We start from the raw sequence: 13292 nt of genomic DNA on the forward strand, positions 1-13292 counted from the left end.
CGCCGTGACCGAGCCCGAGCCGACCGGGGGGACCGGCGATCCCGAGGTCGTCGGGGCGCCCGGGGCCTGGCAGCCGCGCCGCTACCCCTCGACGGTCGGCGGCGGGTTCTACCTGGCGATCCTGCTCACCGCGAGCACGGCGATCGGCATCGTCGTCACCGGCGACTGGCGCCTCGGCGTCCGGGTGCTCGCGGCCGCCCTGGCGGCCGCGGCCCTGCTGCGCCTGGTGCTCCCGCGGCGCGACGCCGGCATGCTCGCGGTGCGGCACCGGGTGCTCGACGTGCTGATCCTGGCCGGCGTCGCCGCGGCGCTGTACTGGCTCGCGGGCTCCATCCCGGACCAGCCGGGCTAGACCCGGACGAGGTCGCGGCGGGTCCGCGCCGCCACGAACCGGACGCCACCCCGGGAGGTCCCGAGGTGGCGTCCGTGGTGCTGCTGGTGGGTGCGGCTCAGATGAGGCCGAGCTCGGTGACCGCGGCGCGCTCGTCGGCGAGCTCGGCGGTCGAGGCGTCGATGCGGGCGCGCGAGAAGTCGTCGATCTCGAGGCCCTGGACGATCTTCCAGTCGCCGTTCTCGGTGGTGACCGGGAACGAGGACACGAGGCCCTCGGGCACGCCGTAGGAGCCGTCGGAGACGACGGCCATGGAGACCCAGTCGCCCTCGGCGGAGCCGTAGAGCCAGTCGCGCGCGGCGTCGACGGTCGCCGAGGCGGCCGAGGCGGCCGAGGACGAGCCGCGGGCCTCGATGATGGCGGCGCCGCGCTTGGCGACGGTCGGGATGAAGGTGTTCTCGAGCCAGTCCTGGTCGCCGACGGCCTCGGCGGCGTTGCGGCCCGCGACCTCGGCGTGGAAGAGGTCGGGGTACTGGGTGGCGGAGTGGTTGCCCCAGATCGTCATCTTGGTGATGTCGGTGACCGGGGCGCCGGTCTTCGCGGCGAGCTGCGAGATGGCCCGGTTGTGGTCGAGGCGGGTGAGCGCGGAGAACCGCTCGGCCGGGATGTCGGGGGCGTTCTTGAGCGCGATCAGCGCGTTGGTGTTGGCCGGGTTGCCGGTGACGCCGATCCGGACGTCGTCGGCGGCGGCCGCGTTGAGGGCCTTGCCCTGGGCGGTGAAGATCGCGCCGTTGGCCGAGAGCAGGTCGCCGCGCTCCATGCCGGGGCCGCGCGGGCGGGCTCCGACGAGGAGGGCGAGGTTGACGCCGTCGAAGATCTTCTCGGCGTCGTCGCCGATCTCGACGCCGGCGAGGCCGGGGAAGGCGCAGTCGTCGAGCTCCATGACGACGCCCTCGAGCGCCTTCAGCGCGGGCGTGATCTCGAGCAGGCGCAGCTCGATCGGGCGACCGCCCGTGAGCGAGCCGCTGGCGAGACGGAAGAGGAGGCTGTAACCGATCTGGCCGGCGGCACCGGTGACGGCGACCTTCAGCGGAGCTGAGCTCACGACGACTCCTTGAGTCATTTGAGGTGGGTTGGGACGTCGCTCCCGACGCTAGCAGCGGGAGCGGACAGCAGTGCGGCCGGTCCCGAGGGCGAGCTCGGGACCGGCCGCACCGGTCTGGGTCGGCGGTTCGCCGTCAGCAGGGGCCGAGGTGCCCGCTCACTGCCCGTCGGACGGGCGGACCTGGGTCTGCTCGCCCGAGCCGGGGCTCGGCCAGCCGCTGCCGCCGGCCGGCGGCTGCTGCTGCTGGGCCGGGATCCACTGCTGGGCCTGCGGGTCCCACTGCCACCCGTCCTGGATGATCGGCTGCTCCTGGGCCGGCTGCTGCGCGGCCTGCGGAGCGGCGTACCCACCGGCGGCGGGCTGCTGGTAGGCGCCGTGGGCGCCCTGGCCCTGGTCGTGCGCGCCGAACGCGGGGGAGGCGCCGGGCTGGTTCCACTGCTGCTGGAACTGGTCGGGGGCGCCGTAGCCGGGGACCGCGCCACCGGACTTGGCGCCGAAGTTCATGCCCGAGCCGGGGACGGGCTCGCCGGCGTGGCCGAAGATCGCCGGGTAGGCGAAGCCGGCCAGCGCGCCGCCGAGCAGCGGGGCGAGGATGAACACCCAGACCTGGATGAGCGGGTCGGAGCCGGAGAAGAGCGCCGGGCCGATCGACCGCGCCGGGTTGACCGAGGTGCCGGTGGCGGGGATCGCGACGAAGTGGATGATCGCGAGCGTGAGGCCGATGGCGAGCGGGGCCAGGGCCGGGTGCTCGTTGCGCTCGTCGGTGACGCCGAGGATCGTGAAGACGAAGATCGCGGTCAGGATCAGCTCGAGCAGCAGCGCGGCCCACAGCGCGTAGCCGCCGCCGTCGTCGCCCCAGCCGTTGGTGCCGAGGGTGTCGGTGAAGGCGTCGAAGCCGTCGAAGCCCATCGCCACGACGAGCAGGCCGGCGCCCGCGACGATCGCGCCGGCGAGCTGGGCGCCGACGTAGAGCGGCACCTGGGTCCAGGCCATCCGGCCGCCGAGCGCCGCCCCGACGGTGACCGCCGGGTTGAAGTGACCACCCGAGATGCGGCCGACGGTGTAGACCATGACCGTGACGGCCAGGCCGAACGACAGGCCGATCGAGACGATCGAGGCGATCTGGGTGAGGGTCGCGATCGAGTCGGTGGCCCCCCGGGCGCTCTGCGTCGCCAGGACGACCGAGCCGCAGCCGATGAAGACGAGCACGAACGTGCCGATCGCCTCGGCCAGCAGCTTCTGCACGGTGGTGGGTGGAGCGGGAGTGGTGGTGTCCATGTGGGCGGACCTGCCCTTTCGCGGTGGGACGAAACCTGGGAGAGCAGCACTCTAGACCGGTCGGGGGACCGTCGACCGGCTGGCCCGCGGGACCGTCGGGGTGCAAGTCTGGCGGAGGCAGGGACGTCAGGTATCTTGACGTCAAGAAACCCATCGTCGCCGCAGGAGCTGATGACCACCCATGACCGACCAGTCGAAGATCATCTACACCCACACCGACGAGGCGCCGCTGCTGGCGACGTACTCGTTCCTGCCGATCATCGCGGCCTACGCCGCCAAGGCCGGCGTCGACGTCGAGACCCGTGACATCTCGGTCGCGGCCCGGATCCTTGCGCAGTTCGGCCTCGCCGACGACGCGCTCGCCGAGCTGGGCGACCTGGCCACCACCCCCGAGGCCAACATCATCAAGCTGCCCAACATCTCCGCCTCCGTGCCGCAGCTCAAGGCCGCGATCAAGGAGCTGCAGGAGCAGGGCTTCGACCTGCCCGACTACCCCGAGAACCCCTCGACCGAGGAGGAGCGGGCGACCGCGGCCACGTACGACAAGGTCAAGGGCTCGGCGGTCAACCCGGTCCTGCGCGAGGGCAACTCCGACCGGCGCGCGCCCGCGGCGGTCAAGAACTACGCCAAGAAGTACCCGCACCGGATGGGCGCCTGGAGCAGCGACTCCAAGACGAACGTCGCCACGATGGGCGAGCACGACTTCTTCTCCAACGAGCTGTCGGTGATCATCCCGGCCGCCGACACCCTGACCATCAAGCACGTCGGCGTCGACGGCACCGAGACGGTGCTCAAGGACGACGTGGCCGTGCTCGAGGGCGAGGTCGTCGACGCGACGTTCATGGACGTCGCCGCGCTGCGCCGCTTCCTCACCGAGCAGATCGCCCGGGCCAAGGCCGACGACGTCCTGTTCTCGGTGCACCTCAAGGCCACGATGATGAAGGTCTCCGACCCGATCATCTTCGGCCACGTCGTGCAGGCCTTCTTCCCGACCCTGTTCGAGCAGTACGGCGAGGTCCTCGCCGCCGCCGGCATCTCGCCCAACGACGGGCTCGGCGCCCTGCTGGAGGCGGCCGGGTCGCTGCCCGAGGGCGAGGCGATCCGGGCCGCCGTCGCCCAGGGCCTCGCCGAGGGTCCCGCGATGGCGATGGTCGACGACCGCAAGGGCATCACCAACCTGCACGTGCCCTCCGACGTCATCATCGACGCCTCGATGCCCGCGATGATCCGCACCTCCGGCCACATGTGGGACCCCCAGGGCGAGGAGGCCGACACCCTGGCCGTCATCCCCGACTCGTCCTACGCCGGGGTCTACCAGACCGTCATCGACGACTGCCGCGCCCACGGCGCCTACGACCCGGCCACGATGGGCTCGGTGCCCAACGTGGGGCTGATGGCGAAGGCGGCCGAGGAGTACGGCTCGCACAACAAGACCTTCGAGGCGCCGTCGGCCGGCACCATGCAGGTCGTCAACACCGCCGGTGAGGTGCTCATCGAGCACACCGTGCAGCCCGGTGACATCTGGCGTGCCTGCCAGACCAAGGACGCCCCGATCCGCGACTGGGTCAAGCTCGCCGTCACCCGGGCCCGCGCCTCCGACACCCCGGCCGTCTTCTGGCTCGACGAGGACCGCGCCCACGACGCCAACCTGATCGGGCTGGTCCGGACCTACCTCGCCGAGCACGACACCGACGGCCTCACCATCGAGATCATGGCGCCGGCCGCCGCGTGCGCGTACTCGATCGAGCGGATCCGCCGGGGCGAGGACACCATCTCGGTGACCGGCAACGTGCTGCGCGACTACAACACCGACCTGTTCCCGATCCTCGAGCTCGGCACGTCGGCCAAGATGCTCTCCGTCGTCCCGCTGATGAACGGCGGTGGCCTGTTCGAGACCGGCGCCGGCGGCTCGGCGCCCAAGCACGTGCAGCAGCTCGTCAAGGAGAACTACCTGCGCTGGGACAGCCTCGGCGAGTTCTTCGCGCTGGCCGCCTCGCTCGAGCACCTCTCCGACCACGCCGGCAACCGCGGCGCCAAGGTCCTCGCCGACACCCTCGACAAGGCCACCGGCACGTTCCTCGAGAACGACAAGTCGCCGACGCGTCGCATCGGCGGCATCGACAACCGCGGCTCGCACTTCTACCTCGGCCTGTACTGGGCCCAGGAGATCGCCGCGCAGACCGAGGACGCCGACCTGGCGGCGGTCTTCGCGCCGTTCGCCGAGTCGCTCGCCGCCGACGAGGAGAAGATCGTGGCCGAGCTGAACGCCGTCCAGGGCAGCCCGGCCGACATCGGCGGCTACTTCCGCCCCGACGCGACCAAGGCCGACGCCGTGATGCGGCCGTCCGCCACGCTGAACGCCGCCCTCGCGGCGCTGTGACACCCGGCCGCCCCCGGCGGCCGTGACGACGGCGGCGGATCCCCTGCGGGTCCGCCGCCGTCGTCGTGCCCGCGCCGTGTGGGCGCCACCGTGCCCGCCCTCGCGCGGGCACGCACGAGGAGTGCACGAGGAGTGAGGAAACCCAGGTGAGAGTGTCGGTGCACCGGCGTAGCGTCGCTCAGCGATGAGCACGTCGACCACGACCCAGCCCGACGCGCGACCGGCCCCGGACGGGAGTCCCGCCGTCGTCGCGCCCGTCGGCGACCCGGCCCGCCGCATCGACTGGCGCCGGCTGCGCCGTCCCGTCACCGGGTGGGCGCTCGTGTGCTCCTTCGTGGCCGCCGTGGGCCAGACCCTCGGCACGGTCGTGGCCGGCCACCTGGCCGAGGCGCCGACGTCGCGCCTGGTGTGGCTGCTGGCCTCCTGCGTGGTCGGCGCCGCGCTGCTCGACACCGTCGGCCGCACCGTGTGGGCCGGGGTGGTCGACCGGGCCGAGGGCCGGCTGCGCGCCGACCTGCTCGACGCCGCCCTGCACCAGCCGCTCGCCTCGCTCGACGAGCAGGCCGTGGGCGAGGTCCTCGACCGGATCGACGACGACACCCACGAGGTCGGCGCGCTGCTGAGGCGCCAGGTCTGGGACGCGCTGCGCACCGTGTTCGCCGCGGTGCCGATGTGGATCGTCGCCGGCCTGACCTGGTGGCCGGCCTGGCTGCTGTTCCCACTCTTCGCCGGCGCCGCCTTCGCCGTCGTGCGCCGCAAGCTGCCCGAGATCGCCGAGCGGACCCTCGTGGAGGAGATGGCCTGGACCGACCACGCCGCCGTCATGGAGGAGGGCGTCACCGGCCGCGACGACCTGCGCACCAGCCTCGGCCAGGCCCACGTCGTGCGACGGCTGGCGCTGCTCTCCGCGACCGTGCACCGCCGCTTCGACGCCCTGCTGCAGCTCGAGGTCTGGGTCACCCGTCGCAGCGGCCTGCTGCTCCACGCGCTGCTGGGCGGGGTCGCGGTCGGCGGCGTCGCCGTGGTGATCGAGGGCGAGCTGTCGGTCGCGCGCCTGGTGACGCTGTTCCTGGTCACGAGCACCTTCGTCGGGCAGATCGACCGGATGGCCCAGCACCTGCCCGAGCTCCAGGCGGGGCTCGGGGCGGTCGTGCGCCTGCGCCAGCTCGCCGCCAGCGAGTCCGAGCCGGTCGGCGGCCTGCCGCTGCCGGGCACCCAGCTCGACCTCGAGCTCCGCGACCTGCACTTCTCCTACGCCGAGGGCACCTTCGCGCTGCGCGACGTCGACCTCCTGGTCCCGGCCGGGCAGACCTGCGCCCTCGTCGGCCGCACCGGGTCGGGCAAGTCCACGCTGGCCTCGTTGATCTCGCGCGCCGTCGACCCGGCGCCGGGCACCGTGCTGCTCGGGGGCGTCGACGTCCTCGACCTCGACCTGCAGCAGCTGCGGGCCGCCGTCGGCGTGGTCACGCAGCGCACCGAGATCCTGGTCGGCACCCTCGCCGAGAACGTCGCCCTGTTCGTCGACCTCCCGCGCGAGCAGGTCGCCGCCGCCATCACCGAGCTCGGGCTCGACGAGTGGGTCGCGGGACTGCCCGCCGGCCTCGACACCCCGCTCGGTCCCGGCGGCACCACCCTGTCGGCGGGGGAGGAGCAGCTCGTCGCCTTCGCGCGGCTCCTGGTCCGCGACGTCGACGTGGTGATCCTCGACGAGGCGACCGCCCGGATGGACCCCCTCACCGAGGCCCTCGTCGTGCGCGCCTCCGACCGGCTGCTCCGGCGCCGGACCGGCCTGCTGGTCGCGCACCGACTCTCGACGGTCACCCGGGCCGACCTGGTCGCCGTCCTCGACGCCGGGCGCGTGGTCCAGCAGGGCCCGCGGTCCCGGTTGGCCGTGCAGCCCGGCCCGTTCAGGTCGTTGCTCGAGGCCGGCGGGGGCGACCTGCTCGACGAGCACCTCGGCGCGGTCGACGACGGCGAACCCGCCGGCGCTCCGGTGCTCGCCGCGGGCCCGGTCGGGGGCACCCGCCGCAGCGGTCCGCCGCCGGTCCTCGCCGACCCCGGCGACGGCCCGAGCCTGGCCCGGGGCATGGTCTCGGCGCTGACGACCAAGCCCTGGTGGGGCGCGTGGGCGGCGTTCCTGTTCCTGCTGACCTCGGTCCTGGGCGCCTTCGGCGTCGTCACCGGCTTCCTCTGGGGCACCCTGGTCGAGCGGCTCCAGGACGGCGCCGGCTGGAGCCCCGCCACGGTGCTGCTGTGCCTGGGGGTGTCGGCCTCGCTCATCGCGGCGCCGCTGGTGCTCGCCGCCGCCATCCGGCGCTACCCGCGCTGGTGGATCGAGGTGATGCTGCGGGTGCGGATGTCGGTGCTGGTCGGCCAGACCCAGCAGCACCGGCTCGAGCGCACCCCGCCCGGCGAGGTCGTGGCCCGGTCGATGGACGCCGACCGCTACGTCCGCTACGCCGACCGCTGGGTCGACTTCCTCAACGGCGCGCTGATCGTCGTCATCACCGCCGTCGCCGGGCGCAGCCTCCTGGCCGGTGCGGTGCTGCTCGCGGTGATGGTCGGCTCCGCGCTGGCCTCGGCCCTGGGCCGGCCGATCGCGGGCCGCTCGGCCGCGGCGTCGTCCGCGGCCCGGGCCGGGTTCGGCCGCTCGCTGGTCTCGGCGCTCGAGTCGGCCCGCACCGTCAAGCTCGCGGCCGCCACGCCTGCGGTGCACGCCCACCTGCGGCGCGTCGACGGTGGCCGGGTCCGGGCCGCGGTGTTCGAGCACCGCGTGCAGGCCGTCCTCGACGGCGTCCCGGTCGTGATGGTGCAGTGCGGCGTGGTCGCGGCCTGGCTCACCTACTTCCTGGGCGGCTGGGGCCTGTCCACCGCCATCCTCGTCGCCGGGGCCGTGACCGGCTTCGACTGGTTCGGCCGGGTCGCCGGCGCCGTGGTCACCGAGGCGCCCGGAACCCGGGCCTGGCAGCAGGCCACCGGACGACTCGCCGGCGGGGTCGACCTCATGCACCTCCCGCCCGGCGTCGACCTCGTCGCGGGCACCGCCCCGGAGCCCGCGGTGCCGGGCCGGGTGCCGTTGCGGCACCTGTCGCTGCGGGGGGTGGGCGCGGTCCACGACGACGGCACCCGCGGTGTCGACGGCGTCGACCTCGACGTCGACGCCGGCGAGCTGGTGCTCCTGCTCGGCCAGGTCGGCTCGGGCAAGTCGAGCCTGCTCGGCGCCCTGGCCGGGCTGCTCGAGCACACCGGGTCGATCCGCTGGAACGGCGTCGAGGTCGACGAGGCCCAGACGTTCCTGCGCCCCGGGCAGGTCGCCCACGTCTCCCAGGTCCCGCGGGTCCTCTCCGGCACCTTCGACGACAACATCCGCCTCGGCCACGAGCGCGACGTCGGCAGCGCCGTCGACGACGCCCGCCTCGGCCTCGACGTCGCCGACGCGGGCGGCATCGACGCCGTGGTCGGCCACCGCGGCGTCCGGCTGTCGGGGGGCCAGGTCCAGCGGGTCGCCCTCGCCCGCGCCCTGGCCGCCGACACCGAGCTGCTCCTGGCCGACGACGTGTCCAGCGCCCTCGACGCCACCACCGAGGTCGAGCTCTGGTCGGCGCTGCGCTCCCGCGGCGCCGCCGTCATCGGTGCCACCTCGAAGCGGGCTGCGCTCGCCCAGGCCGACCGCGTCGTCGTCCTGGTCGAGGGTGAGGTCGCCGCGATCGGTCCCTGGAGCGAGCTGGCGCCGGCGTGGAGTCACCTGGCCGGCTGAGCGACGTCCGACGTCGGCGTCGTGGGGGTGCGGGGTCGCCCCGGTCGGCGGCCCGCTGGAGCGCCCCTGGCACCCTGGAGGCATGCGCACCGTCGTCCTCGCCACCGTGTCCCTCGTGGCCGCCCTGGTCCTCGCGGCGTGCTCGGACCCCGAGGCCGCCGTCCGCGACGCCACGTCGGACGCCGCCTGCTCGCTGGCCCGCGAGGCCGTCGACCGGGCCGGCACGGAGGCCGGCACGGCCGTCGACGAGATCGGCGCCGACCCGCGCGCCGCGCAGCAGGAGCTCAAGGCCGCGCGCGACGTCCTCACCGTCGCCCAGAAGGGCGTGTCGGGCGACGTCAAGAGCAAGGTCGGCGACGCCCGGGCGGCGGTCGAGGAGCTCCTCGACGAGGCGAGGAAGGCCGCCGAGGGCGCCGACGTCGACGTCCAGCTGGTGGAGCGGGCGCGCGGCGAGCTCGACCGGGCGATCGCCGACGTCCGCGACGTCTGCTAGCGCTTCCGGTCGTCCGCGCCCGTCGTCCAACCCCCAGGGGTGGTGAACCGTGCCGGGTGACCTGACCATGGTGGAGCCATGAGCGACGACAAGCGGATCACTGTCCAGCGCACCATCGACGCGCCGACGACCGCGGTGTTCGACGTGTTGTCGAACCCGCAGCGCCACGCCGACCTCGACGGGTCGGGGTTCGTCATCTCCGACGACCGCTCCGACCGGATCACCGCCACCGGGCAGACCTTCCGGATGAACATGAGTGGTGACCACATGGGCGGCGACTACCAGACCGACAACCACGTGACCGGCTACGACGAGAACAAGCTCCTCGCCTGGCAGACCGCGCCCGCCGGCGTTGAGCCGCCCGGATGGGAGTGGGTCTGGGAGCTCGAGGCGAACGGGCCGGACGCCACCGACGTCACGCTCGTCTACGACTGGAGCAACGTGACCGACCCGGCCATCCTGCAGAAGGTGAGCTTCCCGCTCGTCTCGCAGTCCCAGCTCGAGGACTCCCTCGCGAACCTGGCGGAGTCCGTCTCCGGCTGAACATCGGCCGATCGTCGGCTGATTGCGGGCGGGCGGCGGGCGGGCGGTGGTGACCGGTCACACCCCGGCGCGGAATAGGCGTGCCTCGCGACCCGGTTGGAGGATGAGGAACGTCCCCGACCCGGAAGCAGTGATGACCACCACCGCCCCGCCCTCGCCCGTCGCACCCGCGACGCGCGCTCCCCACTACCTGCTCGCCGTGCTCGCCCTGGCGATGGGTGGGTTCTCGATCGGCACGACCGAGTTCGTGACGATGGGGCTGATCCGGGAGATCGCCGGGGGCGTCGACGTCTCGATCCCGAGCGCCGGCCACGTCATCTCCGCCTACGCGCTGGGGGTGGTCGTCGGCGCTCCGGTGCTGGCCTTCTTCGGGGCCAGGTGGCCGCGGCGCGGCCTGCTCATCGGCCTGATGGCGACGTTCGGCATCTTCAACGCGCTCAGCGCGGTCGCCACCAGCTTCTCCTGGCTGATGCTCGCCCGGTTCCTGGGCGGCGTCCCGCACGGCGCGTACTTCGGCGTGGCCTCGCTCGTGGCGGCGAGCCTGGCCCCCGCCGACCGCAAGGGCCGGGCGGTCGCGAGCGTCATGCTCGGGCTGTCGGTCGCCAACGTCGTGGGGGTGCCAGCCGCTACGTGGCTCGGCCAGCACCTCGGGTGGCGCTCGGCGTACTGGGCGGTCGCCGCCCTGGCCGTCATCACCGTCGCGATGATCGTCGCGTTCGTCCCGTCGTGCCCCGGCGACTCCGAGGCGACCGGACGCCGTGAGCTCGGCGCCTTCGCCCAGCCCCAGGTGTGGCTGACGCTGCTGGCCGGCGCGATCGGCTTCGGCGGCATGTTCGCCGTCTTCTCCTACGTCGCACCCACCGTCACCGAGGTGGGCGGGCTGGGTGACGGCGCGGTCCCGGTGTTCCTGCTCGTCTTCGGGCTCGGCATGGTCGTCGGCACCTGGGCGGCCGGCGAGCTGGCCGACTGGTCGGTCTACCGCTCGCTGCTGCTGGGCTCGGCGGGCATGGGCGTCGCGCTCGTCGCGTTCTACCTGCTCGCCCCCACCGGCTGGGGCCTGCTGCCGGTCGCGTTCGCGGTGACGGCCCTCGGCTCGGTGCTGGTGGTCAACCTCCAGCTCCGCCTGATGGACGTCGCCGGGGACGCCCAGACCCTCGGCGCCGCCATGAACCACGCCTCGCTCAACGCCGCCAACGCGCTCGGCGCCTGGCTCGGCGGCGTCGTCATCGCGGGTGGCTACGGCTACCGCGCCCCGGCCCTGGTCGGCATCGGCCTCTCGGTCGCCGGCTTCGCCGTGATCGTGCTGTCCGCCGCGCTCCAGCGCCGCACGAACCACGCTCCGGCCCCCACCCGCTGACACCCCGCCGACCCGTCAGTGATCACTGACGGCTCAGCGCTGACCCGTCGCTGATCAGCGACGGGTCAGCGACGGCTCAGCGCCGACCCGTCGCTGATCACTGACGGGTCGGCCACTCGGGGGCGAGGACGTCGTAGAGGGCGACGTCGGCCAGGCCGGTGCGCACGCGCGTCGCGAGGCGCTCCTCGCCGGTGCGGCGGAACCCGCACGCCTCGGCCACGTGGCACGACGCGGCGTTGTCGACGGCGGCCACGATCCGGACCCGGCTGAGCCCGAGGTCGGCGAACGACCACGACGTGACCGTCTCGACGGCCGCCCGCACCACGCCGCGGCCCCGGGCGTCCGGGTGCGCCCAGTAGCCGATCTCGCACTCGTCGTCGTCGACGTCGAAGATGCTGATCGCCGCGAGCAGCCGGTCGTCGTGGGGGTCGGCGACCGCCCACGTGGTGCCCCGGCCGGTCGCCTGCTTCTCGGTGGACGCCTCGATCCACCCCAGCGCGTGCTCGGCGGTGTACGGCGAGGGCATGGCACCGAGCCAGTGCTGGGTGCGCGGGTCGGAGCACGCCTCGACCACCCGCGGGACGTCGTCCTCGCCGACCGGGCGGAGCCGGACGCCGGCGCCCTCGAGCACCGGCGAGGTGAGCCAGCGGGTGGTGGGGGAGCGCGGCTCGTCGGCCAGCAGGGTGCCGACCCAGGCGTCGACGAGGGCGCCCCGCGACACCTGCGAGTGCCGCAGCACGCCGTCGACCCGGAAGCCGAGGCGCCAGGCGAGCTTGCGGGAGGCCCAGTTGCCGACGTTCGCGCGCCAGACGACGGTCTGCACGTCCCGCACGCCGAAGCCCCACCCGAGCAGCAGCCGCAGCCCCGCCTCCATCGCGCCGGTGCCGCGGGCCGCGGGGTGCGCCCCGAAGGCGATCTCGGCCCGCCCGTGGCCCTCGTCGCGCAGCGCGATGTTGCCGGCGTAGCGGCTGCCGTCGGCGAGCGGGTGGTCGACGCAGAAGATCCACTGCGACCCGTCGGCCCACGCGGCGGGGGCGATCTCGTGCACGAAGTCGACGGCGTCCTGGACGCCGAAGGGCACCGGCACCTGGGTCCACGCGATCGAGACCGGGTCGAGGCACTGCTCGAGGACGCCGGCGACGTCGCGGTCGGCGAGCGCCCGGATCGTCGTGGTGCCGTTGGTCAGGGTCGGGGTGTCCATGGGACGACCCTGTCACGCGAGGCCCGGGCCCCGCCCCGGGTTATCCCCGCCCGGTGCGGGCGGCCCCGGCGGCCGTCCCACCGCCCGTCCCGGTGGGCCTCAGAGCACCGCGCTGTCGCGCCACAGGGGCCAGAGGTCGGAGTCGAGCTCGTCGCTGCGGTGCCAGAGCGCCAGGTACACCTGGACGGCGGTGCCCTCGACCGAGCGGTCGCCCTCGACCGGCCCGTCGTGCCGGACGACGACGGGCGGCTCGTCGCTCACCCGCACGGTGTAGCCGTGCGCCGCGTCGGTGAGGGTGACGGCGAGGGTGAGCGGCGTCGTGGAGCGCAGCCGGGACCGCGAGCGGGGCACGAAGCCGAGGAGCAGCTCGTCGACGCCGTCGAGCGCGACGTCGGCGTCGATCCACGTCTCGTCGGCGCGGGGCAGGCGGCCGAGCCGGGCGGCGAGCACGTCGACGGCGTGCACGGTCGTCTCGTGGCACTGGCGGCGGGCCCAGAAGCGGCGTGGCGGCGGCGCGTCGTGCAGGAAGGTCGGCGCGGACACGTCGGCGGGAGCCGCGACCAGGGTGCGGACCAGCTCGATGGCCCCGTCGCGGAGCCACTCGACCGGGTCGGGGCTGCTGCGCCCGGCCTTCTCGAGCGGCTCCCACGCCAGGTCCTGGCCGCGGAGGCTCGCCGCGGCCCAGCGGTGGACGGCGCCCTGGTGGCCGATCAGGCGTCGCACGGTCCACTCCGGGCACGACGGGACGTCGACGTCGAGGCCGCCCCGACCGGCGTGCCGGGCCAGCTCGGTCATCGCCGTGTGGAAGCCCGCGAGGTGCTGCTCGAACGTGAGGTGGGTGGGCACC

Annotated in this window: 10 protein-coding genes; 6 read left to right on the forward strand and 4 right to left on the reverse strand. The window is 74.1% G+C overall.

Annotated elements, in window-relative coordinates; translation table 11 throughout:
* Nucleotides 1–4: 4 nt before the first annotated feature.
* On the forward strand, nucleotides 5–352 hold the full coding sequence (locus tag FE634_RS06445) for a DUF3017 domain-containing protein (protein ID WP_137293186.1): 348 nt from the start codon (nucleotides 5–7) through the stop codon (nucleotides 350–352).
* 97 nt (nucleotides 353–449) lie between these two features.
* Here FE634_RS06445 and FE634_RS06450 read toward each other — a convergent pair whose 3' ends face one another.
* Both FE634_RS06450 and FE634_RS06455 read right to left on the reverse strand, forming a co-directional pair.
* Entirely contained in the window at nucleotides 450–1454 is a 1005-nt protein-coding gene (locus FE634_RS06450) for a malate dehydrogenase (RefSeq protein ID WP_396954631.1), read from the reverse strand.
* 138 nt (nucleotides 1455–1592) lie between these two features.
* Nucleotides 1593–2714 carry an MIP/aquaporin family protein gene (locus tag FE634_RS06455; protein ID WP_138875410.1) on the reverse strand — a complete coding sequence of 374 codons (1122 nt, stop codon included), beginning with the start codon at nucleotides 2712–2714 and terminating at the stop codon, nucleotides 1593–1595.
* Between the two features lie 181 nt (nucleotides 2715–2895).
* Between FE634_RS06455 and FE634_RS06460 the strand changes: the two genes are divergently transcribed.
* The 5 genes from FE634_RS06460 to FE634_RS06480 all read left to right on the forward strand — a co-directional run bounded on the left by FE634_RS06460 (nucleotide 2896) and on the right by FE634_RS06480 (nucleotide 11244).
* Nucleotides 2896–5094: an NADP-dependent isocitrate dehydrogenase gene (locus FE634_RS06460; protein ID WP_138875411.1), complete on the forward strand. Its 2199-nt coding sequence runs from the start codon at nucleotides 2896–2898 to the stop codon at nucleotides 5092–5094.
* Nucleotides 5095–5278: 184 nt separating this feature from the next.
* Nucleotides 5279–8851: an ATP-binding cassette domain-containing protein gene (locus tag FE634_RS06465; protein ID WP_148240443.1), complete on the forward strand. Its 3573-nt coding sequence runs from the start codon at nucleotides 5279–5281 to the stop codon at nucleotides 8849–8851.
* A gap of 82 nt (nucleotides 8852–8933) precedes the next feature.
* On the forward strand, nucleotides 8934–9344 hold the full coding sequence (locus tag FE634_RS06470; protein ID WP_137293191.1) for a hypothetical protein: 411 nt from the start codon (nucleotides 8934–8936) through the stop codon (nucleotides 9342–9344).
* 78 nt (nucleotides 9345–9422) lie between these two features.
* Nucleotides 9423–9887, forward strand: coding sequence for an SRPBCC family protein (locus tag FE634_RS06475; RefSeq protein ID WP_137293192.1), 465 nt, complete (start codon nucleotides 9423–9425; stop codon nucleotides 9885–9887).
* 103 nt (nucleotides 9888–9990) lie between these two features.
* Nucleotides 9991–11244, forward strand: a complete 1254-nt coding sequence (locus FE634_RS06480; protein ID WP_262347603.1) for an MFS transporter — start codon at nucleotides 9991–9993, stop codon at nucleotides 11242–11244.
* Nucleotides 11245–11341: 97 nt separating this feature from the next.
* On the opposite strand, the gene FE634_RS06485 is transcribed toward FE634_RS06480, so the two are convergent.
* Complete coding sequence (locus FE634_RS06485) at nucleotides 11342–12445, reverse strand: GNAT family N-acetyltransferase (protein ID WP_138875412.1); 1104 nt, start codon at nucleotides 12443–12445, stop codon at nucleotides 11342–11344.
* A 99-nt stretch (nucleotides 12446–12544) separates the two neighbouring features.
* Nucleotides 12545–13291, reverse strand: a complete 747-nt coding sequence (locus FE634_RS06490; protein WP_262347604.1) for a maleylpyruvate isomerase family mycothiol-dependent enzyme — start codon at nucleotides 13289–13291, stop codon at nucleotides 12545–12547.
* Nucleotide 13292 lies beyond the last annotated feature (1 nt).

Origin of the sequence: Nocardioides sp. S-1144, from assembly GCF_005954645.2 — a bacterium.
GTDB lineage: Bacteria > Actinomycetota > Actinomycetes > Propionibacteriales > Nocardioidaceae > Nocardioides > Nocardioides dongxiaopingii.